The organism is Pseudomonas sp. Q12-87 (assembly GCF_001269755.1).
In the GTDB taxonomy this organism is placed as follows: Bacteria; Pseudomonadota; Gammaproteobacteria; order Pseudomonadales; family Pseudomonadaceae; genus Aquipseudomonas; species Aquipseudomonas fluorescens_S.
This window is the reverse complement of the sequence record NZ_LHVI01000004.1, coordinates 392,562-416,894: the sequence shown is the minus strand read 5'-3', so window position 1 is coordinate 416,894 and position 24,333 is coordinate 392,562. Positions and strand designations below refer to the sequence as shown.

General features: G+C 60.1%; 21 protein-coding genes. 15 read left to right on the top strand and 6 right to left on the bottom strand.

Annotated features, from left to right (window positions below; all coding sequences use genetic code 11):
• Positions 1-95 precede the first annotated feature (95 nt).
• From AD663_RS02920 to AD663_RS02910, 3 genes are read right to left on the bottom strand one after another with little or no spacing between them, the layout of a single operon-like run.
• Complete coding sequence (locus tag AD663_RS02920) at positions 96-863, bottom strand: TerB family tellurite resistance protein (protein ID WP_053213244.1); 768 nt, start codon at positions 861-863, stop codon at positions 96-98.
• 1 nt (position 864) lies between these two features.
• On the bottom strand, positions 865-1,536 hold the full coding sequence (murU, locus tag AD663_RS02915; protein ID WP_053213243.1) for an N-acetylmuramate alpha-1-phosphate uridylyltransferase MurU: 672 nt from the start codon (positions 1,534-1,536) through the stop codon (positions 865-867).
• Complete coding sequence (locus AD663_RS02910) at positions 1,533-2,558, bottom strand: aminoglycoside phosphotransferase family protein (protein WP_053213242.1); 1,026 nt, start codon at positions 2,556-2,558, stop codon at positions 1,533-1,535. The genes murU and AD663_RS02910 overlap by 4 nt, the downstream gene beginning before the upstream one ends.
• Before the next feature lie 130 nt (positions 2,559-2,688).
• On the opposite strand from AD663_RS02910, the gene AD663_RS02905 reads away from it, so the two are divergent.
• From AD663_RS02905 to AD663_RS02855, 11 genes are all read left to right on the top strand, one after another.
• Positions 2,689-5,490, top strand: a complete 2,802-nt coding sequence (locus AD663_RS02905) for an LPS-assembly protein LptD (protein ID WP_053213241.1) — start codon at positions 2,689-2,691, stop codon at positions 5,488-5,490.
• Positions 5,471-6,787, top strand: a complete 1,317-nt coding sequence (surA, locus tag AD663_RS02900) for a peptidylprolyl isomerase SurA (protein WP_033045897.1) — start codon at positions 5,471-5,473, stop codon at positions 6,785-6,787. The genes AD663_RS02905 and surA overlap by 20 nt, the downstream gene beginning before the upstream one ends.
• A complete protein-coding gene (gene pdxA / locus AD663_RS02895; RefSeq protein ID WP_053213240.1) occupies positions 6,784-7,773 on the top strand; it encodes a 4-hydroxythreonine-4-phosphate dehydrogenase PdxA in 990 nt (329 codons plus the stop codon). Before surA ends, pdxA begins: the two co-directional genes overlap by 4 nt.
• Positions 7,770-8,588 (top strand): 16S rRNA (adenine(1518)-N(6)/adenine(1519)-N(6))-dimethyltransferase RsmA, encoded by an 819-nt coding sequence (gene rsmA, locus AD663_RS02890; protein WP_053213239.1) that lies wholly within the window; start codon positions 7,770-7,772, stop codon positions 8,586-8,588. The genes pdxA and rsmA overlap by 4 nt, the downstream gene beginning before the upstream one ends.
• Positions 8,589-8,701: 113 nt before the next feature.
• Positions 8,702-9,082, top strand: a complete 381-nt coding sequence (gene apaG, locus AD663_RS02885; RefSeq protein ID WP_003177692.1) for a Co2+/Mg2+ efflux protein ApaG — start codon at positions 8,702-8,704, stop codon at positions 9,080-9,082.
• Positions 9,082-9,957 (top strand): symmetrical bis(5'-nucleosyl)-tetraphosphatase, encoded by an 876-nt coding sequence (locus AD663_RS02880; protein WP_053213238.1) that lies wholly within the window; start codon positions 9,082-9,084, stop codon positions 9,955-9,957. The genes apaG and AD663_RS02880 overlap by 1 nt, the downstream gene beginning before the upstream one ends.
• A gap of 32 nt (positions 9,958-9,989) precedes the next feature.
• Positions 9,990-10,319, top strand: a complete 330-nt coding sequence (gene glpE / locus AD663_RS02875) for a thiosulfate sulfurtransferase GlpE (protein ID WP_003177690.1) — start codon at positions 9,990-9,992, stop codon at positions 10,317-10,319.
• A 300-nt stretch (positions 10,320-10,619) separates the two neighbouring features.
• Positions 10,620-12,542 carry a PrkA family serine protein kinase gene (locus AD663_RS02870; protein WP_003177689.1) on the top strand — a complete coding sequence of 641 codons (1,923 nt, stop codon included), beginning with the start codon at positions 10,620-10,622 and terminating at the stop codon, positions 12,540-12,542.
• A gap of 120 nt (positions 12,543-12,662) precedes the next feature.
• Entirely contained in the window at positions 12,663-13,934 is a 1,272-nt protein-coding gene (locus AD663_RS02865; protein WP_003177688.1) for a YeaH/YhbH family protein, read from the top strand.
• Entirely contained in the window at positions 13,931-15,496 is a 1,566-nt protein-coding gene (locus tag AD663_RS02860) for a SpoVR family protein (RefSeq protein ID WP_003177687.1), read from the top strand. The genes AD663_RS02865 and AD663_RS02860 overlap by 4 nt, the downstream gene beginning before the upstream one ends.
• A gap of 64 nt (positions 15,497-15,560) precedes the next feature.
• Entirely contained in the window at positions 15,561-16,787 is a 1,227-nt protein-coding gene (locus AD663_RS02855) for a multifunctional CCA addition/repair protein (protein ID WP_053213237.1), read from the top strand.
• Positions 16,788-16,928: 141 nt separating this feature from the next.
• Here the strand turns inward: AD663_RS02855 and folK are convergent, their stop codons facing one another.
• Together folK and folB are read right to left on the bottom strand one after the other, a co-directional pair.
• Positions 16,929-17,447 carry a 2-amino-4-hydroxy-6-hydroxymethyldihydropteridine diphosphokinase gene (gene folK / locus AD663_RS02850; protein WP_053213236.1) on the bottom strand — a complete coding sequence of 173 codons (519 nt, stop codon included), beginning with the start codon at positions 17,445-17,447 and terminating at the stop codon, positions 16,929-16,931.
• The gene (gene folB / locus AD663_RS02845) at positions 17,438-17,791 is read right to left on the bottom strand and encodes a dihydroneopterin aldolase (RefSeq protein ID WP_033045895.1); all 354 of its coding nucleotides are present in this window, start codon (positions 17,789-17,791) and stop codon (positions 17,438-17,440) included. Before folB ends, folK begins: the two co-directional genes overlap by 10 nt.
• Before the next feature lie 74 nt (positions 17,792-17,865).
• Here folB and plsY point away from each other — a divergent pair, with 74 nt between their 5' ends.
• Positions 17,866-18,435: a glycerol-3-phosphate 1-O-acyltransferase PlsY gene (gene plsY / locus AD663_RS02840; RefSeq protein ID WP_053213235.1), complete on the top strand. Its 570-nt coding sequence runs from the start codon at positions 17,866-17,868 to the stop codon at positions 18,433-18,435.
• 8 nt (positions 18,436-18,443) lie between these two features.
• Here plsY and tsaD read toward each other — a convergent pair whose 3' ends face one another.
• On the bottom strand, positions 18,444-19,469 hold the full coding sequence (gene tsaD, locus AD663_RS02835) for a tRNA (adenosine(37)-N6)-threonylcarbamoyltransferase complex transferase subunit TsaD (RefSeq protein ID WP_053213234.1): 1,026 nt from the start codon (positions 19,467-19,469) through the stop codon (positions 18,444-18,446).
• A 199-nt stretch (positions 19,470-19,668) separates the two neighbouring features.
• Between tsaD and rpsU the strand changes: the two genes are divergently transcribed.
• From rpsU to rpoD, 3 genes are all read left to right on the top strand, one after another.
• Positions 19,669-19,884, top strand: coding sequence for a 30S ribosomal protein S21 (gene rpsU, locus AD663_RS02830; RefSeq protein WP_002551877.1), 216 nt, complete (start codon positions 19,669-19,671; stop codon positions 19,882-19,884).
• A gap of 482 nt (positions 19,885-20,366) precedes the next feature.
• On the top strand, positions 20,367-22,325 hold the full coding sequence (gene dnaG / locus AD663_RS02825; protein ID WP_003177681.1) for a DNA primase: 1,959 nt from the start codon (positions 20,367-20,369) through the stop codon (positions 22,323-22,325).
• A 67-nt stretch (positions 22,326-22,392) separates the two neighbouring features.
• The gene (gene rpoD / locus AD663_RS02820; protein ID WP_003177680.1) at positions 22,393-24,240 is read left to right on the top strand and encodes an RNA polymerase sigma factor RpoD; all 1,848 of its coding nucleotides are present in this window, start codon (positions 22,393-22,395) and stop codon (positions 24,238-24,240) included.
• The last annotated feature ends 93 nt before the right edge of the window (positions 24,241-24,333 follow it).

Genomic DNA, 24,333 nt, shown 5'->3' with positions numbered 1-24,333 from the left:
GAAGCGGTCCCCAACGCAGAGATAGAAACCGGATTGCGCCTGCTGCGCAGTCGAGCGGGAGCAAGCTCCCTCGCCACGGGTGGGCAAGCCTTGCGCTAACGGAAATCCCGCCGCTCGCGAATCAATCGATAGGCATTGTGCAATTCGCGGGTCTTGTCGGTGGCTTCACGCACCTGCAAGGGTGTCGCTCCGCTGCCGGCAATCTTGTCCGGATGATGACGGCTGATCAGGCGGCGGTAGGCCCGCTTGATCTGCGACGGCTCGCTGGTGGCCGACACCCCTAGCAAGCGCAACGCCTCTTGATAAGTCACGCCGCTGCTGGGCCGCGAAAGTTTCTGCGGTTCATAATCCGCCGCCAGCGCCTGGACCTGTTGCGGCGTCCAGCCCAGCCACTTGCCCCACCGGGCAATCAACTCCCGCTCGCCTGCGCCTGCGCGACCATCGGCCCAGACCATCCGCCAGCAGGCGCGCAATACGCCCTCAGCGGCATGAGGCTGAAGCGCGAGCCGGCGCAAGTAACCGCGCAAGCGGTCGTTTCCAGATTTGCCACGGTTGAACGCGGCGATGGCCCGGCGTTGCGCCGGCTCGCTCAAGTCCAGTGCGCGCATTTCCTGGCGAGCCTGCTGGATGTGACCGTCGACCACGCGACCATCGCTCTTCGCCAGGCGCCCCAGCAGCACAAACAGCAATTCATCGTTGCGCAACGCCGGGCGTCCACCCAAACGCTCACGTACCTGCGCCCAATCGTGCAAGTCCAGGCGCCGATCCAGCGCCTGTCCCAGCAATGCACCGAGCATGGCCCCCGGAATGCTGGCTATGGCAAAGCCCGCCCCGGCTCCAATCAGAGTCCCTGGCCACCACATATCAACCGCTCGCTTTTATCAAGGTTTCGACCTGCGCCAAACGTTCATGTGTGCCGACATCGACCCAGTGCCCTTCCAAGCGTTCTCCGCTGACGCGCCCTTCGGCCATGGCCTTGCGCAGCAGCGGTGCGAGCCTGAAGGCACCGTCCGAGCAACCGTCGAACAATTGCGGGTGCAGGACGGCGATGCCGCTATAGGTCAGTTTGTCGGCAGGCGCGCCCTCATCGTGAACCTTTCCGTCGGCCAGGACGAAATCACCGCCCGGGTGATGCTCGGGATTGTCCACCAGAACCAGATGCGCCAGCCCTTCGATCGGCCGGCGCAAGGTAGTGAAATCGTAGTCGGTCCAGACATCGCCGTTCACCACGACGAAAGCCTCGTCGCCCAGCAGCGGCAAGGCCCGGAAGATTCCTCCGCCCGTCTCCAGTGGCTCACCTTCCGGCGAGAACCGGAGCCTCAGGCCAAAACGCGAACCGTCTCCCAGATGATCTTCGATCTGCTGGCCGAGCCAGGCGTGATTGATCACGATTTCGCTGAACCCGGCCTTCGCCAGGGCGCGCAGGTGATACTCGATCAACGGAACGCCACCAACACGGATCAATGGCTTGGGGGTGGTGAGGGTCAGGGGCCGCATGCGCTCGCCCTTGCCCGCCGCCAGGATCATCGCCTTCATGCCGTTGCCTCAGTCGATTGCCGCAGGCTGCCGAGCAACTCTTCCAGCGGCGCCAGTTCAGGACGACGGGCAATGACCGCTTCTATATAAGCGAAGAAGCGCGGCACATCGCCAAGGTAGCGTGGCTTGCCGTCACGGTGGCAAATGCGCGCGAAAATCCCGATGACCTTGAGATGACGCTGCACGCCCATCAGGTCGCTGGCCCGCAGGAAATCGTCAATGTCCGCCTGGACTGGAATGCCGAGCGCGCCGGCCTGCTGCCAGTAGTCTTCGAGCCAGCCGCGTACCCGCTCCTCGGGCCAACTGAGAAAGGCATCCTTGAACAGGCAGGTCACGTCATAGGTGACGGGCCCATACACCGCGTCCTGAAAATCCAACACGCCTGGATTGGGCGCGCTGAGCATCAGGTTGCGCGGCATGTAGTCGCGATGCACCAATACTTTTGGCTGGGCCAGGGCGCTGTCGATCAACAGGTCGCTGGCCTGCTGCCAGAGCGTTTGCTGGGCCGCATCGAATTGGACACCCAGCTCGCGCTTGACGTACCACTCGGGGAACAGCTCCAGCTCCCGACGCAGCAACGCGACATCGTAGCTTGGCAGCGGCGCCACCATCGGCAGTTGCTGGAAAGCGAGCAAGGCTTGCAGCGCATCGCGAAACAAATCGTCGGCATTTTCGCCGTTGATCACGTCCAGATAGGTCTGGTTGCCCAGGTCATTGAGCAAAAGAAACCCGCGTTCGAGGTCTTCGGCATAAATTTTCGGCACGTTAATGCCCGATTTCGCCAGCAGAAAAGCGATATCCACGAAGGGTTTGCAGTTTTCCTGGGGCGGTGGCGCGTCCATTACGATCAAGCTCCGGCCTTCGCCTTGCCAGCGGAAATAGCGCCGGAAACTCGCGTCGCTGCTGGCCGCGGTCAACGTGGCCGGGGGTACGGCGCCCCAGCCCTGTTGAGTGAACAGGATCGGCAGTTGTTCATCGAGCCAAACTTTCAGGTGTTGCAGGCGTACATCTTGGTCGGGCATTGCAAGGGTCTCCGACGGCGCTAGCCGTCAAGCGGGTCATGCTTTATTATCCAGCATCTTTTTCAGACCATCGAGAGGCGTGCGGCCCACACCGCGGGCAGATGGCACGCAGGAAGCCCGGACTAATAAGATGGCATTGAAATCCCCCGCGTTTCGTAAAAAATTTCCGTTGCTGGTCACCGGCAGTCTGCTGGCCCTGCAACCCCTGGCCTCTTCATTCGTCGTCGCGGCGCAGCAGTATGACTGCTCCGTCTCCGCTTCGGGTGCCTGGGACTGTGCACCCAAGACACCGGCCGCCGCGTTACCGCCGCGTCCCGTGCATGACGGCAGTGCGGTCTCCGACAGCGGCACGGCTCCAGCCGACGACAGCTCGGGCGAAGAAGTCGGCGAAAAACCGATGCTCGTCACCGAAGCCAAGGGCCGCGGCCTGAAGTCGCGCAGTGCAGACTACAGCCACCTGGATTGGGTTCCACGAGAGAACCTCACCCCAGCGCAATTGGCTGAAACCGGTCCTTACTGCGCGGGCGCCTATATCGAGCCCAGCCGTCCTGGCATGAACGACAAGACCGCCAAGAGCGACGCCCCGACCTTCCTCGGCGCCAAGGCTTCCCGCTACGAGCAGGAACAACAGGTGGCGACCCTGGCCGGTGACGTAGTCATGCGCCAGGGCAGCATGCAGGTCGAGGCCGACGAGGCCAGCCTGTACCAGGCCGAGAACCGTGGCGAGCTGAGCGGCAACGTGCGGGTTCGCGACAACGGCGCGCTGATCGTCGGCGATCACGCCGATGTGCAGTTGGATACCGGCGAAGCCAAGGTCGACAACGCCGAATATGTACTGCATAAATCGCGCATCCGCGGTAACGCGCTGTACGCCAAGCGTGCCGAGAACGCGATCATCCGTCTCAAGGACGGTACGTACACCACGTGCGAACCGAACAGCAACGCCTGGACGCTCAAGGGCAACAACATCACCCTGAACCCGGCCACAGGCTTCGGTACCGCGACCAACGTGACGCTGCGGGTCAAGGACATTCCAGTCCTGTACACGCCATACATCTATTTCCCGATCGACGACCGTCGCCAGTCCGGCTTCCTGCCGCCGACCATCGGCAGCGGCAGCGATACTGGCTTCCTGCTGGTCACCCCGTACTACTTCAACCTGGCGCCGAACTACGACGCCACGTTGTACCCGCGCTACATGAGCAAGCGTGGCCTGTTGATGGAAGGCGAATTCCGCTACCTGACCAAGTCCAGCGAAGGTCAGTTCGGTGCCGCGTACCTCAACGATGAAGAGGACGAGCGCAGCAAGCAGACCGATTACAGCAAGACCCGCTACATGTACAACTGGCAGCACAAGGGCGGTCTGGATTCCCGCGTGATGACGGAAGTCGACTACACCAAGATCAGCGACCCCTACTACTTCCAGGATTTGCAGAGCGACCAGATTGGCGTCGAGTCCAAGGACTTCGTGAACCAGCAAGGTGCGGTCAGCTATCGCGGCGATACGTATGTGGCGCGATTGAACGTCCAGGCCTACCAGATGGCCACGATTTCAAACATCACGCCTTATGATCGCTTGCCGCAGATCACCTTTAATGGTGCGCTGCCGCAACATCCGGGCGGTTTGGATTTTGCTTATAACACCGAGTTCGTGCGGTTTGATCGGGATTTGAGAACCGGCAACTACACGAATGAGGACGGAGATTCCACCCAGGCATTTCTTGACACTAACGTCCGGGGACTGGCCCGCGCTACCGGCGACCGGATGAACCTTGCCCCCGTCATGAGCCTGCCAATGAACGCAAGCTACGGGTTCATCAAGCCATCGCTCAAGTACCAATACACGCAATATGACCTCGACCTGGATAACCAAGGCAAGGCTGACATAGCGGTCCAAGGCGCAGAAGGCGACCGCCTGAACGGTACCTACAGCAGAAACCAGAGCCGCGGCGTCCCAATCGCCAGCATCGACAGTGGCCTGTACTTCGATCGCAATACCCAGTGGTTCGGCAAGAACTATCGCCAGACGCTGGAGCCACGCCTGTACTACCTCTACGTACCGGAGAAAGACCAGAGCGACATTCCTGTCTTCGATACCAGCGAAAGCACCTTCAACTATTCCTCGTTGTTCCGGGACAACCGCTTCTCCGGTTCCGACCGTGTTGGTGATGAGAACAAGCTGTCCCTGGGCGTGACCAACCGCTGGATCCAGGACGATGGCTTCGAGCGTCAACGCATCAGCGTCGGCCAGGCCTTCTACTTCAAGGACCGCGAGGTTCAACTGCCGGGCATCGATTACAAAACTCGCGAGGATGCGCATTCAAGCGTTTCGCCCTACGCCCTGGAATACGAATATCGCTGGAACCGCGATTGGCGCACCACGGCCGACTACAACTGGGACCCGGACAGCCACAGCCCGCGCTCGGGCAGTGCGATGTTCCACTATCAGCCAGAAGACAACCCGAACAAGGTCATCAACGCCGGTTATCGCTATCGCAACGACCTGGTCCGTTACGACCAGACCACCGGCCGGTGGCAAGTGGGCGGTGGCGACTACGGTACGCCGGGCCAGCCTGGCTACGTGAAGGACTACTACAAGATCAAGCAGCACGACTTCTCGGTCATCTGGCCGATCGTGCCGCAGTGGAACGCCATCAGCCGCTGGCAGTATGACTACAACCGCAACCGTACCCTGGAAGCCTTCGGTGGTTTCGAATACGACAACTGCTGCTGGAAACTGCGCCTGATCAACCGTTACTGGGTTTCCTATGACGAATTCAGTCAGGATGCTCCGCAAAACGAAAAAGGCGACCATGGCGTCTTCCTCCAAATTGTTCTGAAGGGACTCGGCGGCCTCACCGGCGCCAAGGTAGAGAGCTTCCTCGACAAAGGCATTCAAGGTTATCGTGAACGTGAAGACCAAGCTTTCTGATTGTCTGCGCCCGCTGATGCTGGGCGCGCTGTTCCTGGGGACTGCGGCCAACGCCGCAGTTCAGTCCATCGACAAGGTCGTGGCCATCGTCGACAACGATGTGGTCATGCAGAGCCAGCTGGACCAGCGTGTCCATGAAGTTCAGCAAACCATCGCCAAGCGCGGCGGTGGATTGCCTCCTGCGGGCGTCCTGGACCAGCAAGTGCTCGAGCGCCTGATCGTCGAGAACCTGCAGTTGCAGATCGGCGAACGCTCCGGCATTCGCATCACCGACGAAGAGCTGAACCAGGCCGTTGGCACCATCGCCCAGCGCAACAACATGAGCATCGACCAATTCCGCGCCGCCCTGGCTCGCGACGGCCTCTCCTATGAGGACGCCCGCGATCAGATCCGCCGCGAGATGGTCATCAGCCGTGTGCGCCAGCGCCGTGTCGCCGAACGCATCCAGGTGTCGGAACAGGAAGTGAAGAACTTCCTCGCTTCAGACCTGGGCAAGATGCAGCTGTCCGAAGAGCTGCATCTGGCAAACATCCTGATTCCTACCCCGGAAAGCGCCAACTCCGAAGCGATTCAGAGCGCTTATCGCCAGGCCATGGACGTCTACCAACAACTCAAGCAAGGCGCGGATTTCGGCCAGTTGGCCGTCGCCCGTTCCGCCAGCGAAAACGCCCTGGAAGGCGGCGACATGGGCTGGCGCAAGCCCGCCCAGCTGCCGCCACCGTTCGATCGCGAACTGAGCGCCATGGCGGTAGGTGACATTACCCAGCCGGCGCGTACACCCGGCGGTTTCATCATCCTCAAGGTGCTGGAGAAACGCGGTGGCGCAACCCAGGTACGTGACGAAGTGCATGTTCGCCACATCCTGATCAAGCCAAGTGAAATCCGCAGCGAAGCCGAGACCAAGCGTCTGGCGGAGAAACTCTACGACCGTATCGAAGCGGGCGAAGACTTTGCCGAACTGGCGAAGAATTTCTCGGAAGATCCAGGTTCTGCCCTCAACGGCGGCGACCTGAACTGGGTGGATCCGAATGCACTGGTGCCCGAGTTCCGCCAGGTCATGGCTGAAACGCCTCAAGGCCAGCTGTCCAAGCCGTTCAAGAGCCCGTATGGCTGGCACGTGCTGGAAGTCCTTGGCCGCCGCGCCACTGACAGCACCACCCAGGCCCGTGAGCAGCAGGCGATGACCGTGTTGCGCAACCGCAAATATGACGAAGAGCTGCAAACCTGGCTGCGTCAGATCCGCGACGAAGCCTACGTTGAAATCAAACTTCCTGGTGCAGACCAGGCAGCGCAGTGAACCCCAAGCGTTTCGCGCTGACACCCGGCGAGCCTGCCGGCATCGGTCCCGACCTGTGCCTGCTGCTCGCCTCGCAACCCCAGCCGCACCCTCTGATTGCCATCACCAGCCGCGACCTGCTCATCGAGCGGGCCGCGCAGCTGGGGCTGGTCGTCGACCTGCTACCAGTGACGCCGCAGGCTTGGCCGGATGCCCCGGCACCCGCCAATAGCCTGTATGTCTGGGACACGCCTCTCGGTGCCCCAGTTGTCACGGGGCACTTGGACAAGGCCAACGCCGCGTTCGTCCTTCAGACCCTGACCCGTGCCGGCCAAGGCTGCCTCGATGGCGCTTTCGCAGGCATGATCACCGCACCGGTGCACAAGGGCGTGATCAACGAATCCGGGATTGCCTTCTCCGGGCACACCGAATTCCTCGCGGACCTGACCCACACCGCGCAAGTGGTAATGATGCTCGCCACCCGCGGCCTGCGCGTGGCGCTGGTGACGACTCACCTGCCCTTGCGGGACATCGCCGATGCCATCACCCCGGAGCGTTTGGAGCGTGTCACGCGCATTCTCCACACCGACCTCCAGGAAAAATTCGGCATCGCTCGACCGCGTATCCTCGTGTGCGGGCTCAACCCCCACGCCGGTGAAGGCGGTCATCTGGGCCGGGAAGAAATCGACATCATAGAACCCACCCTGGAGCGCTTGCGCAGCGAGGGCATGGACCTGCGTGGCCCGCTGCCTGCCGACACTCTATTTACCCCCAAATATCTGGAGCACTGCGACGCAGTGCTGGCGATGTATCACGACCAGGGCCTGCCCGTACTGAAGTACAAAGGCTTCGGCGCGGCGGTCAATGTGACCCTGGGCCTGCCGATCATCCGCACCTCCGTGGACCATGGTACTGCCCTGGACCTGGCCGGCAGCGGCAAGATCGATACCGGCAGCCTGCAAGTCGCGCTGGAAACCGCCTACCAGATGGCCGAGACCCATTTATGACTGAGCAATACCAACACCGCGCGCGCAAGCGCTTCGGCCAGAACTTCCTGCATGACCCGGGCGTGATCGATCACATCCTGCGTTCCATCCATGCCAAGCCTGACGATCGCCTGCTGGAAATCGGCCCGGGCCAGGGCGCCTTGACCGAAGGCCTGCTCGACAGTGGCGCGCAACTGGACGTGGTGGAACTGGACAAGGACCTAGTCCCGATCCTCAACCAGCAATTCGCCTCAAGGAGCAATTTCAACCTGCATCAAGGCGATGCGCTGAAGTTCGACTTCAATAGCCTGAACGCTGCGCCGAACAGCCTGCGGGTCGTGGGCAACCTGCCATATAACATCTCCACGCCGCTGATCTTCCACCTGTTGAGCAATGCCGGCCTGATCCGTGACATGCACTTCATGCTGCAGAAGGAAGTCGTCGAGCGGCTCGCTGCCGGCCCTGGCGGAGGTGACTGGGGACGCCTGTCGATCATGGTCCAGTACCATTGCCGGGTCGAACACCTGTTCAATGTCGGCCCCGGCGCCTTCAACCCGCCGCCCAAAGTCGATTCGGCCATCGTTCGCCTGGTCCCCCATGCGGTCCTGCCGCACCCGGCCAAGGATCATCGCCTGCTCGAACGGGTGGTTCGCGAGGCGTTCAACCAGCGCCGTAAAACCCTGCGAAACACCTTGAAACTTTTGCTCAGCAACGCCGAGATCGAAGCCGCCGGCGTCGATGGCAGCCTGCGCCCTGAACAGTTGGACCTCGCGGCTTTCGTGCGCCTGGCCGATAAGCTCAGTGAACAGGTCACTGCGCACGCGGACGCCAGCTGACAGTGATGAACGCTATCGGGCAGGACGCCGCTCTGGTCTACTACCCGATACTTGGCCTAGACTGATCCCATCAGTCACGCCCGCGTCCCGCTTCGCTTTTAAGGCCCTTTTGCATGTCCGATCCTCGCTACCAGGTCGACGTCAGCGTCACCACCCGCTTCTTGGCAGAACAGTCGCAACCCGAGCTCAACCGTTTCGCCTTCGCCTACACCATTACCGTGCGCAACAACGGCTCGCTGCCGGCCAGGTTGATGTCGCGGCACTGGGTCATCACCGACGGCGACGGGCATGTCGAGCAAGTGCGGGGCGAGGGCGTGGTCGGCCAGCAACCCCTCATCGACGCCGGCAAAAGCCACAACTACAGTAGCGGCACCGTGATGACGACACGGGTCGGCACAATGCAGGGCACTTACCAGATGCTGGCTGAAGATGGCAAACGCTTCGACGCCATCATCAAACCCTTCCGCCTGGCCGTGCCGGGGGCCCTGCACTAATGGCCACGTATGCGGTCGGCGACCTGCAAGGTTGCCTCGACCCACTCAAGTGCTTGCTGGAACGGGTCGCCTTCGACCCTCAGAACGACACGCTGTGGCTGGTGGGAGACCTGGTCAACCGTGGCCCGCAGTCACTTGAGACTTTGCGTTTTCTCTATAGCATCCGCCAGTCACTTGTGTGCGTGCTCGGCAACCACGACCTGCATCTGCTGGCCGCGTGGCAGAACATCGAGCGCCTGAAAAAATCCGACACCCTGGGCGAAATATTCGCCGCCCCCGATTGCGTCGAACTGCTGGAGTGGCTACGCCAGCAAAAACTCATGCACTACGACGAACAGCGCAACCTGGCGCTGGTCCATGCCGGGATTGCGCCCCAGTGGTCGCTGCGCAAGGCACTCAAGTGCGCCGGCGAAGTCGAGCAGGCGCTGCGTGACGACAACCTGTTCGCCCCCTACCTGGATGGCATGTACGGTAACGAACCGGTCAAATGGGACAACGACCTCACCGGCATCGCCCGGCTTCGGGTCATCACCAACTACTTCACTCGCATGCGCTTCTGCACCGTCGAGGGCAAGCTTGACCTCAAGGGCAAGGAAGGCATCGAGACCGCCCCGCCCGGCTACGCCCCCTGGTTCAAGCACAAGGAGCGCAAGACCCGCAGCCTGAAGATCATTTTCGGTCACTGGGCGGCCCTGGAAGGCCAATGCGACGAGCCCGGGGTCTACGCCCTCGATACCGGCTGCGTATGGGGCGGCGCGATGACGCTGATGAACATCGACACTGGCGAGCAATTGCGTTGTGATTGCGACGAACAGGGCCACGCCAGGGCCCCTCACCCGAACACTGCATCGATGCCGGCCGGTACCGCCTGTTGACCGGCACCGAGCCAAGCTATAAGGAGTCCCCTATGTCAGCCTTCAAACGTATCCCCCCGGAACAGGCCCAAGCCTTGCGCGAACAAGGCGCGGTCGTCGTCGATGTCCGTGACCCGGCCACTTTTGCCGCCTTGCACATCAGTGGCTCCACGCATCTGGATAACCACTCCATCGCCGACTTCATCCGTGCCGCCGATCTCGATGCGCCGGTTGTCGTGGTCTGCTATCACGGCAACTCCAGCCAGAGCGCAGCCGCTTACCTGGTCAGCCAGGGTTTCACCGATGTGTACAGCCTGGATGGCGGTTTCGAGCTGTGGCGCGTGACTTATCCTTCGGAAATCGCCCAAGGCACGCAGGAATAAATTTTTATGCCGTGCCAAGCCCACGTGAACCGTGGGCTTGAGCGATGGCAGACGAACGGTCAGCCATAACTAATTACGTATTCATCCTTTACCTCGCCGATTCCGAACTATCCTTAGCCTCAGGCCATCCAAAACAGGGGAGAGCCGGTACACCGGCGCGCGGGTCATCGGGAGTCAGCTTTCAGGAGCCTGCATTCTTGGAAGCATTCTGGGGGGTAAACGGCCACTGGGGTCCCAGCGGCTGTCCAGCAACGACTGATTGATCCGACACCGGCTCCACGTATCGAGCGAGGTGACGTCATGAGTATTTTTAGCCACTTCCAGCAACGTTTCGAGTCCACGCGGCAGGAGGAATACTCGCTGCAGGAATACCTCGAACTCTGCAAGCAGGACCGCAGCGCCTATGTGTCGGCTGCGGAGCGGCTGTTGCTGGCAATCGGAGAACCGGAACTGCTGGATACCTCGACCAATTCGAGGCTCTCGCGGATCTTCTCCAACAAGGTGATCCGCCGCTATCCGGCCTTTGCCGACTTCCACGGGATGGAAGAATGCATCGAACAGATCGTGTCCTATTTCCGCCATGCCGCCCAAGGCCTGGAGGAAAAGAAACAAATCCTCTATCTGCTCGGCCCCGTGGGGGGCGGTAAGTCGTCCCTGGCCGAGAAACTCAAGCAACTGATCGAAAAAGTGCCCTTCTATGCCATCAAGGGTTCGCCGGTGTTCGAATCGCCCCTGGGGCTGTTCAATGCCACCGAGGACGGCGCGATCCTCGAGGAAGACTTCGGCATCCCGCGTCGCTACCTCAACACCATCATGTCGCCATGGGCCACCAAGCGCCTGGCCGAGTTCGGCGGTGACATCAGTCAGTTCCGGGTGGTCAAGCTCTACCCCTCGATCCTCAACCAGATCGCAGTGGCCAAGACCGAACCGGGCGATGAGAACAACCAGGATATCTCGGCACTGGTGGGCAAGGTCGATATCCGCAAACTGGAAGAATTCCCACAGAACGACGCCGACGCCTACAGCTACTCGGGTGCGCTGTGCCGGGCCAACCAGGGCCTGATGGAATTCGTCGAGATGTTCAAGGCGCCGATCAAGGTACTGCACCCTCTGCTGACCGCCACCCAGGAAGGCAACTACAACAGTACCGAGGGCCTGGGGGCGATTCCGTTCACCGGCATCCTGCTGGCCCACTCCAACGAGTCGGAATGGCACACCTTCCGCAACAACAAGAACAACGAAGCCTTCATCGACCGTATCTACATCGTCAAGGTGCCGTACTGCCTGCGCGTATCGGATGAAGTGAAGATCTACGACAAGCTGTTGTTCAACAGCTCGCTGTCCAAAGCCCATTGCGCCCCGGACACCTTGAAGATGCTTGCCCAGTTCACTGTGCTGTCGCGCCTCAAGGAGCCGGAGAACTCGAACATCTATTCGAAGATGCGCGTGTACGACGGTGAAAACCTCAAGGACACCGATCCGAAGGCCAAGTCGATCCAGGAGTACCGCGACAACGCCGGCGTCGACGAAGGGATGAACGGGCTGTCCACGCGCTTCGCGTTCAAGATCCTGTCCAAGGTCTTCAACTTCGACCCCCACGAGATCGCGGCCAACCCGGTTCACCTGCTGTATGTACTCGAGCAGCAGATCGAGCAGGAGCAATTCCAGGCTGAAACCCGCGAGCGTTACCTGCGCTTCCTCAAGGAATACCTGGCGCCGCGCTATATCGAGTTCATCGGCAAGGAAATCCAGACGGCGTACCTGGAGTCCTACAGCGAATACGGCCAGAACATCTTCGACCGCTACGTGCTGTACGCAGACTTCTGGATTCAGGATCAGGAATACCGCGACCCGGAAACCGGGGAAATCCTCAACCGCGTGGCGCTGAACGAAGAACTGGAGAAAATCGAGAAGCCCGCCGGTATTAGCAATCCGAAGGATTTCCGCAACGAAATCGTCAACTTCGTCTTGCGCGCCCGGGCCAACAACAACGGCAAGAACCCAACGTGGCTCAGCTATGAAAAGCTGCGGGTGGTCATCGAGAAGAAAATGTTCTCCAACACCGAAGACCTGCTGCCCGTTATCAGCTTCAACGCCAAGGCCAGCAAGGAGGACCAGCAAAAACACAACGACTTCGTTACACGCATGGTCGAACGTGGCTACACCGACAAACAGGTACGGCTGCTCTCCGAGTGGTATCTGCGGGTCCGGAAATCGCAGTGAGGCAGTAGCAAGCTACAAGCTACAAGCTGCAAGTAAAAAAGCGCATAAGCCTGATATCCGGGTCAGCGCGTCTACTTGCAGCTTGTAGCTCAAAACTTGAAGCTGCCCGGAGGGCCACCTATGAGTTATGTGATCGACCGACGCCTTAATGGCAAGAACAAGAGCACGGTGAACCGCCAACGTTTCCTGCGGCGTTACCGTGACCACATCAAGAAGGCCGTCGAAGAGGCGGTCAGTCGCCGTTCCATTACCGACATGGAGCACGGCGAGCAGATCAGCATCCCCGGCCGCGACATCGACGAGCCGGTGCTTCACCATGGCCGCGGCGGCAAACAGACCGTGGTGCATCCCGGGAACAAGGAATTCACCAGCGGCGAGCACATCCCTCGCCCGCAGGGCGGAGGCGGCGGCAAGGGGCCCGGCAAGGCCGGCAACTCCGGCGAAGGCATGGATGAGTTCGTCTTCCAGATCACCCAGGAGGAATTCCTGGAGTTCATGTTCGAAGACCTTGAGCTGCCGAACCTGGTCAAGCGCAACCTGACGGGCACCGACACCTTCAAGACCGTGCGCGCCGGTATCAGCAACGAAGGCAATCCGTCACGCATCAACATCATTCGCACCCTTCGCTCGGCGCATGCCCGGCGTATCGCCCTATCGGGCAGCAGCCGGGCGAAATTGCGCGAAGCCAAGGAAGAACTGGCCCGTCTCAAGCGCGAAGAACCGGACAACTTCGGCGATATACAGGATCTGGAAGCGGAAATCGAAAAACTCAGCGCACGCATCCACCGAGTGCCGTTCCTAGATACGTTCGACCTCAAATACAACTTATTGATCAAACAGCCCAACCCCAGCTCAAAGGCGGTGATGTTCTGCCTGATGGACGTCTCCGGCTCCATGACCCAGGCCACCAAGGATATCGCCAAGCGCTTCTTCATCCTGCTGTACCTGTTCCTGAAGCGGAACTACGACAAGATCGATGTAGTGTTCATCCGCCACCACACCAGCGCCAGAGAAGTGGACGAGGAAGAGTTTTTCTATTCCAGGGAAACCGGCGGCACGATTGTTTCCAGCGCCCTGAAGCTGATGCAGGAGATCATGGCGGAGCGCTACCCGGCCAATGAATGGAATATCTATGCGGCCCAGGCCTCCGACGGTGACAACTGGAACGATGATTCGCCGATCTGCCGGGACATTCTGATCAACCAGATCATGCCGTTCGTCCAGTACTACACCTATGTGGAAATCACTCCACGAGAACATCAGGCTTTGTGGTACGAATACGAACGGATAGCCGAAGCGTTTTCCGACACATTTGCCCAACAGCAACTGGTCTCGGCCGGGGATATCTACCCGGTCTTCCGTGAACTCTTCCAGCGCAGGTTAGTGACATGACCGCCAAAAAAGAGCAGAAGCGCCAACCCATTTCCACCGGCTCCGAATGGACGTTCGAGCTGATCCAGGCCTACGACCGCGAAATCAGCCGTATCGCGGACCGTTATGCGCTCGATACCTATCCGAACCAGATCGAAGTGATCACCGCCGAGCAAATGATGGATGCCTACGCGTCCGTCGGCATGCCACTGGGCTATCACCACTGGTCCTACGGCAAGCATTTCCTCAGCACCGAGAAATCCTACAGCCGCGGCCAGATGGGGCTGGCCTATGAAATCGTGATCAACTCCGACCCCTGCATTGCCTACCTGATGGAAGAGAACACCATCTGCATGCAAGCCCTGGTGGTGGCCCATGCCTGCTACGGGCACAACAGCTTCTTCAAGGGCAACTACCTGTTCCGCACTTGGACCGATGCCAGCTCGATCATCGATTACCTGGTGTTCGCCAAGCAATACATCATGCAATGCGAGGAGCGCCACGGCATCGATGCGGTGGAAGACCTGCTGGACTCCTGCCACGCCCTGATGAACTATGGCGTTGACCGCTATAAACGGCCGTATCCGATTTCCGCCGAAGAAGAGCGCCGGCGCCAGAAAGACCGCGAAGAGCACCTGCAAAAACAGATCAACGATCTATGGCGCACCATTCCCAAAGGCGCGGACAAGTACAACGAGAAGGACAGCGCTCGCTTTCCTGCCGAGCCGCAGGAAAACATCCTGTATTTCATCGAGAAACACGCGCCGCTGCTGGAGCCATGGCAGCGGGAAATCGTGCGCATTGTGCGCAAGATCGCCCAATACTTTTATCCACAGCGCCAGACGCAGGTCATGAACGAGGGGTGGGCCACGTTCTGGCACTACACATTGATGAACGACCTGTACGACGAGGGTCTGGTCACGGACGGCTTCATGATGGAGTTCTTGACGTCCCACACCAGCGTCGTCTTCCAACCTGGCTTCGACAGCCCGTACTACAGCGGCATCAACCCCTACGCACTGGGCTTCGCCATGTATCGCGATATCCGGCGCATGTGCGAGAACCCTACCGAAGAGGATCGTCGCTGGTTTCCCGAGATCGCCGGTTCGGACTGGTTGTCTTCGATCAAATTCGCCATGAGCAGTTTCAAGGATGAGAGTTTCATCCTGCAGTACCTCTCGCCCAAGGTGATTCGCGACCTGAAGCTATTCAGCATTTTGGATGACGATCAGAAAGATGACCTGCTGGTGCCTGCGATCCATGATGAAAGCGGTTATCGCATCATCCGCGAAACCCTGGCTGCACAGTACAACCTGGGCAATCGCGAGCCCAATGTGCAGATCTACAGCATCGATCGCCGGGGAGACCGCTCGCTGACGCTGCGGCACCAGGCACACAACCGCAAACCACTGGGCGACTCCACTGATGAAGTGCTCAAGCACCTGCATCGACTCTGGGGCTTCGACATTCACCTGGAAACCCTGCAAGGCGACCAAGTGATGAAAACCCATCACGTGCCCCCGAGAAACGAACAAACCGAAGGCGATTATGGGCGTCTAGACCTGGCCGTCATTCATCTCTGATTCCGTTTTCGCCTCCGCAGGTCTCGACGCAAAGGTTATCCTGTCGGACCAACGGAGGTTTTTTATGCAGATCTACAAAGTTGGCGGCGCCGTTCGCGACCGCTTGCTGGGCATTCCTGTCACTGACATAGACCGGGTCGTCGTCGGGGCAACCGCCGAGGAAATGCTCGCCAAGGGTTTTCGTCCTGTGGGAGCCGATTTTCCAGTATTTCTCGACCCGAAGACCGGTGAGGAATACGCCCTCGCCCGCACCGAACGCAAAAGTGGCCGGGGTTATGGCGGCTTCGTGTTCCATGCCAGCCCTGAAGTGACTCTTGAAGAAGACCTGATCCGCAGGGACCTGACGATCAACGCCATGGCGGAAGATGAGCATGGCAATCTAACCGATCCGTACCATGGCCAGCGTGATCTCGAAGCTCGCGTACTGCGCCACGTATCCCCGGCATTTGCCGAAGATCCGCTACGAGTCCTGCGTGTTGCCCGCTTTGCCGCGCGTTATGCACCGCTAGGTTTCAAGGTAGCGGACGAAACCCTCGAACTGATGCGCCAGCTCAGCGATTCCGGTGAGCTGGAGGCGTTGACGGCCGAGCGCAGTTGGAAAGAAATCTCCCGCGCCCTCATGGAAAACCAGCCACAAGTGTTTATCCAGGTGTTGCGCGACTGCACGGCCCTGAAGATGTTGATGCCGGAGGTCGACGCACTGTTTGGAGTGCCGCAACCCGAAGCTCATCATCCGGAAATCGATACCGGCGCCCACACCCTGAGCGTGCTGGAGCAGGCAGCGCGGCATAAACAACCACTGACGGTCCGCTGGGCCTGCCTGCTCCATGACCTGGGGAAAGGCTTGACGCCCGAGCACGAATGGCCGCGACACATCGCTCATGAACACAAGGGGCTGAAACCGATCAAAGCCGTCAACGAGCGCTTCAAGGCACCACGTGATTGCCAGGAATTGGCTCTGCTGGTTGGCCAATACCATACCCATGGCCATCGTGCGCTTGAGTTGAAAGCATCCACCTTGCTTGAGCTGTTGCAAAGTTTTGACGTTTACCGCCGCCCACAGCGTTTTGAGGAATTCATCGCCGCATGCGAGATGGATGCCCGAGGGCGCAAAGGACTTGAAGAACGAAGTTATCCACAGGCTGACTACCTGCGGGGCGCAGCGGCGGCGACTCGCGGGGTGGCGGTGCAGCCGCTGTTGGAGAAAGGCTTCAAGGGGCCGGAGCTGGGAGAGGCGATCAAGCGGGAACGCCTGAGGGCACTCAAGGCGTACAAGGCAGCCGCTAACTGACTGGAGCGTCGTCCCAGCTCACATTTTCGCAGGTTGTACAGCCGTCATCGCGAGCAAGCTCGCTCCCACATTGGACCGCATTCCTACTGAAGAAACACGGTTCCTGTGGAAGCGAGCTTGCTCGCGATAGCGGCAGAAGGGTCAAAGCAGACTCGATGGCGTAAGCTGCTTGCCCCGCCATTCGAATGCCACCGGCGCCAACACCTGGTCTATCTGTGATTCCTCCCACAACGTGGCAAAGCTCTTGCCTACGCCGGGATGAATCCGATCCGGTGCGATCAACGACAACGGCCACAGGACAAAAGCATTCTTGAGGATTTCGGCACGTGGCAGAATCAGCCCATCGAAGTTGCCGACCTGTTCGCCATACAACAAGACGTCGATATCCAGCGGCAATCCCCTGCGGTCCGGTGCATAACGACCGTTATCCGCCTCGATGAACTTGAGGCGACGATCCAGCTCCATCAGCGGCAAGTCCGTGAAGGCCGACACGACAAAGTTGAAGAATGGCCCGCTCTTGATACCCACCGGCTGGCTTTCGAACACGGCCGAACAGCGTATATCCGCGAGGAAACCGGCCAAGGCCTCAAGGCCCGCGCACAAGTGGGTTTCGCGCTCGATATTGCTGCCGAGCCCGAGGTAAACCTGAGTCAGCGACATCCGCGCTCGATCTCCACGCCAACGCCACTGGCCGCCGGTACGGCGCCTGGCTTGGTCACTTTCAGACGCAGCCAGGTGATCTTGAATTCGTCCATGAGCTCCTGGGCCAGCCGTTCGGCAAAGGTCTCGACCAATTGGAACTGCGCCTGTGCGGCAAACGCCTGGATGCGCGCCGATACGCTGGCGTAATCGAGCGCCAAGGTCAGGTCATCGCCTGCAGCGGCCGGGCGGTTATCCCAGGCGAAACTCAGATCAAGTCGAAGACATTGTCGTATGCCTCGCTCCCAGTCGTAGGCACCGATTACCGTGTCGACTTCCAGGCCCTCGATAAACACTCTGTCCAAGCACTTTTCTCCGCAGCACGACAAGGGCGCATTGCGCCGTTAGAATCAGGGCGTCCTCGCCCGGAATAGTTAGCATGTTTTGGTTACTGGCGATTCTCGCCTACCTGCTCGGCTCGCTGTCCTTCGCCATTTTGCTCAGCCGCCTGACCGGTCGTCCGGATCCGCGAATGAGTGGCTCAGGCAATGCGGGCGCCACCAACATGCTACGCCTGGCCGGACGCAAGCTCGCCGTCCTGACCCTGCTTGGCGACCTCTGCAAAGGCCTGGTGCCGGTGTTGATTACCAGCCTTGCAGGGCTTTCGTTGCAGCAACAGGCCTGGATCGGCGTCTGCGCCGTCATCGGTCATCTGTTCCCGTTGTACTTTCGCTTTCGCGGCGGCAAAGGTGTCGCCACTGCCGCCGGCATGCTGCTGGGCCTGTATCCACCCGCCGCCTTGCTGGCCGTCTGCGCCTGGCTGCTGACGTTCTACCTGACCCGCACCAGCTCCCTGGCCGCCTTGATCGCCACGCCGCTGACCCTGCCGCTACTGGCCTGGCAGGAACCGGCGGCGTTGCTGCCAATGACCGCACTGGTGGCATTGATCGTCTGGCGCCACCGGGGCAATCTACGCGACCTGTTCGCCGGGCGCGAACGGCATTTCTAAATGATGCGTCACAGCGGCGCCAGTTGCTCCATCGGCCAGCGCGCCTGCACGCTGATCGCCAGGCTTTCGTGCTGGCCGGCCTGCAAGCGCTGGCAGCCGGCAAAGGCAATCATCGCGCCGTTATCTGTGCAGAACTCCGGGCGAGCGTAGTAAACGTCGCCCTTCATGTCGCCAAGCATTTTTTCCAGCGAGACCCGTAAAGCCTTGTTCGCACTCACACCGCCGGCAATCACCAGGCGCTTGAGTCCAGCCTGTTTCAAGGCGCGCTTGCACTTGATGGTCAAAGTCTCCACCACGGCCTGCTGGAACGCCAGCGAGATGTCGCAACGGGCTTGCTCGCTGTCGTCCCCGGCGCTGACGCGCTGCTGCCAGGTATTCAGGGCGAAGGTTTTCAAGCCGCTGAAACTGAAATCCAGGCCTGGCCGGTCGCACATCGGGCGTGGGAACACGAAACGTCCTTCGACCCCTTGGGTAGCGAGCCGTGAGATTTCCGGCCCACCGGGATAATTGAGGCCCATCATTTTCGCCGTCTTGTCGAATGCTTCACCGGCAGCGTCATCGAGGGTCTCGCCGAGCAGTTCGTATTGGCCGATGCCATCGACGCGAATAAGCTGCGTATGACCGCCGGAAACCAACAAAGCGACGAACGGGAATTGCGGCGGTTGCGACTCCAGCATCGGTGCCAGCAGGTGACCTTCCATGTGATGCACGCCCAAGGCCGGAATGCCCCAGGCAAAGGCCAGCGCCTGGGCACAGGAAGCGCCCACCAGCAGCGCGCCCACCAGGCCCGGACCGGCCGTATAGGCTATGCCGTCGATCTCGGTCGGCACGCAATCGGCCTCGGCCAACACCTGGCGGATCAAGGGCAGCATGCGCTTGACGTGATCGCGGGACGCAAGCTCGGGCACGACCCCGCCATAAGCGCGGTGCAGGTCGATCTGGCTGAACAGCGCGTCGGCCAGCAGGCCGCGTTCACTGTCGTAAAGTGCGACGCCGGTTTCGTCGCAGGAGGTTTCTAATCCCAGTACTAGCATGGGTTTGCGCCTTGTAGAGGCTGAATTCGAAGGCGCGCATAATAGTCGTCGCGTTGTGCCCCGACCAGCGGTTTTCGATCAGAGGCTTTGCATTCCGAGCGTTGAGGGGTTAACATCCGCAACCCTTAAAAACCGACGTCTTCAAGTGCTCTTTTGCCGCGAGGATGTTGACCCCGGTAATGAATGAAGGTAGCTCTGGATGCCAGCCGTCAAAGTAAAAGAGAACGAACCCTTCGACGTAGCTCTGCGTCGTTTCAAGCGCTCCTGCGAAAAAGCCGGTGTTCTGGCTGAAGTTCGTAGCCGCGAATTCTACGAGAAGCCGACTTCTGAGCGTAAGCGCAAGGCAGCAGCCGCTGTTAAGCGTCACGCCAAGAAAGTTCAGCGCGAACAGCGCCGCGCCGTACGTCTGTACTAATACACAGACGTCCGTAGCAAGCTTCTGCCAAGCCCGGCCCTCAAGCCGGGCTTATGGCATTTGCGGAATAACGCTTGATGCTTCACCGTCAAAGGCCGCAGACGCGACCGAGACAATCTGCTTCACCGCGTCAGACCTGGCTCTTTTGCCAGCGGTGCACGTCTTTTCTGACGAGCCTTCCAAGGCTACTGACGAGCACACCCCTGATTCCTCTAACGACGATCAGCCCAAGGCACCTACCTGCGTGCCCGCTTCATGAGCTATCCGAGGCCTGACCGGCCGTTACCGGACTCAGCACAACATATTCAAACAGTCGAATACTGATAGTTATTAACGTCAGTGGATTATCGGCAGATACACTTCCCGACAGCGATGATGCAGACGACCCGGTCGAGCCACCGATTGACCGTGCCTCCAACCAGGCCCCGGTTACGCTTGCTGATTTGCGGGTCCCCATTTCGCGCAGTGACGATGAGAACGCCATGGCCGGGCTTATTCCCCAGAGCTTTATTGACGACCTCCTGAACCGCACCGACATCGTCGACGTGGTCAGCTCTCGCCTGCAAATGAAGAAAGCGGGCAAGAACTACACGGCCTGTTGCCCGTTCCACAAAGAAAAAACCCCGTCCTTCAGCGTCAGCCCCGACAAGCAGTTCTACTATTGCTTCGGCTGCGGCGCCGGCGGCAACGCCCTCGGCTTCATCATGGACCACGACAACCTGGACTTCCCCCAGGCTGTCGAAGAACTGGCCAAGGCCGCCGGCATGGAAATCCCCCGGGAGGAAAGCGGTCGCCAGCACAAGCCGCGCCAACCGACCGATTCGCCGCTGTATCCGCTGCTGACGGCGGCAGCGGATTTTTATCGCCAGGCCCTCAAGAGCCACCCGGCGCGCAAGGCCGCGGTGGATTACCTCAAGGGCCGCGGCCTGACCGGCGAGATCGCCCGAGACTTCGGCCTCGGCTTCGCCCCGCCCGGCTGGGACAACCTGTACAAGCACCTAAGCAGCGACACCCTGCAGCAACGCGCCATGATCGACGCAGGCCTGCTGATTGAAAACGCCGAAACAGGCAAGCGCTACGACCGCTTCCGCGACCGGGTGATGTTCCCGATCCGCGACACGCGCGGGCGGATCATTGCCTTTGGCGGCCGAGTACTGGGCGACGACAAGCCCAAGTACCTGAACTCCCCGGAAACCCCGGTATTCCATAAGGGCCAGGAACTCTACGGTCTTTATGAGGCGCGCAAGAACAACCGAAACCTCGACGAAATCATCGTTGTCGAAGGCTATATGGACGTGATCGCCCTCGCCCAGCAGGGCTTGCGCAACGCCGTTGCGACCCTGGGCACCGCCACCAGCGAAGAGCACATGAAACGCTTGTTTCGCGTCGTGCCGAACGTGCTGTTTTGCTTCGACGGCGACCAGGCCGGCCGCAACGCCGCCTGGCGCGCACTGGAAGCCACCCTGCCCTGCCTGCAGGATGGACGGCGCGCGCGCTTTTTGTTCCTGCCCGAAGGCGAAGACCCGGATACCCTGGTGCGCTCCGAAGGTACCGATGCGTTCCGTGCGCGGATCAACCAGCACGCACAACCGTTGGCCGATTATTTTTTCCAGCAACTGACCGAAGAAGCCGATCCACGCTCGCTCGAAGGCAAGGCTCACATGGCCACCCTGGCAGCGCCGCTGATCGACAAGGTGCCCGGCGCCAACCTGCGCACGCTCATGCGCCAGCGCCTGACCGAGATCACCGGCCTGAACAGCGAAGCGGTCAACCAACTGGTCCACAGTGCGCCCCAGGAGGCACCGCCGGCTTACGATCCGGGCATCGACTACGACGCGCTGCCGGACTTCGCCGACTATCATCAACCCCAGCAGGATTACGCGCCCCAGCAAGAATGGACGCCGAAAAAACCCGGCAGCGGCGGTAAGAAATGGGACAAGAAAACCTGGGACAAGAACGGTAAGCGCGGCGATCGCGACCAGCCACGTGCCCCGCGCGTGCCGGCGGCCGTCGAACCACCAACACTGGCGGCATTGCGCACTTTGCTGCATCACCCGCAATTGGCCGGAAAAGTTGAGGATGCAGGGCACTTCGCCGCCGAGGACCACAGCAATACACAATTGCTGGTCGCACTCCTTGAAGCCGTGCAGAAGAACCCCAAGCTAAACTCATTCCAGTTGATCGCGAGGTGGCACGGTACCGAGCAGGGACGCTTGTTGAAGGCCCTGGCCGAGAAGGAATGGCTGATTGATGGAGACAACCTTGAACAACAGTTTTTCGACACCATTACTAGCTTGTCCGCCCGCCAACGCGAGCGAAACCTGGAGCAACTTCTGCGCAAAGCTCGCCAGAGCGAGTTGACCAGCGAAGAGAAAAACCAATTGCGCGACTTACTCAGCCGCAATGTTTGCGCATCAAACCCGACCTCAACTGGCGCGTGAGGTCACAGCTCAGGTATAATCCTCGGCTTGTTTTTTGCCCGCCAAGACCTTCAGTGGATAGGGTGTTATGTCCGGAAAAGCGCAACAGCAGTCTCGTATCAAAGAGTTGATCCTACTGGGTCGTGAGCAGGGCTACCTGACTTACGCGGAGGTCAACGACCACCTGCCGGAGGATATTTCAGATCCGGAACAGGTGGAAGACATCATCCGCATGATCAACGACATGGGGATCAACGTATTCGAGGTTGCTCCAGATAAGGATGCCCTTATGCTGGCCGACGCCGATACCGACGAGGCGGCCGCTGAAGAAGCGGCCGCAGCGTTGGCAGCGGTCGAGACCGACATTGGTCGCACCACGGACCCCGTGCGCATGTACATGCGTGAAATGGGTACGGTAGAGCTCCTCACACGTGAAGGCGAAATCGAAATCGCCAAGCGTATTGAAGAAGGCATCCGTGAAGTGATGGGCGCAATCGCGCACTTCCCTGGCACGGTTGACCATATTCTCTCCGAGTACACCCGCGTCACCACCGAAGGTGGCCGCCTGTCGGACGTCCTGAGCGGCTACATCGACCCGGACGACGGCATTGCGCCGCCTGCCGCCGAAGTGCCGCCACCCATCGACGCGAAAGCCGCCAAGGCGGACGACGACACCGATGACGACGACGCCGAAGCCAGCGACGACGAAGAAGAAGCCGAAAGCGGTCCGGATCCGGTCATCGCTGCACAGCGTTTCGGCGCTGTGGCCGACCAGATGGAAATCACCCGCAAGGCGCTGAAAAAGCACGGCCGCAACAACAAGCAGGCGATTGCCGAGCTGTTGGCGCTGGCTGAGCTGTTCATGCCGATCAAACTGGTACCGAAGCAATTCGAAGGCCTGGTCGAGCGTGTACGCAGTGCCCTGGATCGCCTGCGCCAGCAAGAGCGCGCCATCATGCAACTTTGCGTGCGTGATGCCCGCATGCCGCGTGCCGATTTCCTGCGTCAGTTCCCTGGCAACGAAGTCGACGAAAGCTGGACCGATGCACTGGCCAAGGGCAAGAGCAAATACGCCGAAGCCATTGCCCGCCTGCAACCAGACATCGTTCGTTGCCAGCAGAAGCTCAGCGCGCTGGAGGCCGAGACAGGCCTGAGCATCGCCGAGATCAAGGACATCAACCGTCGCATGTCGATCGGCGAGGCCAAGGCCCGTCGCGCGAAGAAAGAGATGGTTGAAGCGAACTTGCGTTTGGTGATCTCCATCGCCAAGAAGTACACCAACCGTGGCCTGCAATTCCTCGATCTGATCCAGGAAGGCAACATCGGCTTGATGAAGGCAGTGGACAAGTTCGAATACCGTCGCGGCTACAAGTTCTCGACTTATGCCACCTGGTGGATCCGTCAGGCGATCACTCGCTCGATCGCCGACCAGGCCCGCACCATCCGTATTCCGGTGCACATGATCGAGACGATCAACAAGCTCAACCGTATTTCCCGGCAGATGTTGCAGGAAATGGGTCGCGAACCGACGCCGGAAGAGCTGGGCGAACGCATGGAGATGCCTGAGGACAAGATCCGCAAGGTGTTGAAGATCGCTAAAGAGCCGATCTCCATGGAAACCCCGATCGGTGATGACGAAGACTCCCATCTGGGTGACTTCATCGAAGACTCCACCATGCAGTCTCCGATTGACGTCGCCACCGTTGAGAGCCTCAAGGAAGCGACTCGCGAAGTACTCTCCGGCCTCACAGCTCGTGAAGCCAAGGTATTGCGCATGCGTTTCGGCATCGACATGAATACCGACCACACCCTCGAGGAAGTCGGTAAGCAGTTCGATGTGACCCGCGAGCGGATTCGCCAGATCGAAGCCAAGGCGCTACGCAAGTTGCGCCACCCGACGCGAAGCGAGCATTTGCGCTCCTTCCTCGACGAGTGACCCCAAAACCCCCGGCCCAGCCGGGGGTTTTGTTATCTGCCGATAAAAACCCCTCCGTTACGCCCCTCCCCACCCTATTGCCCGTCTACACTC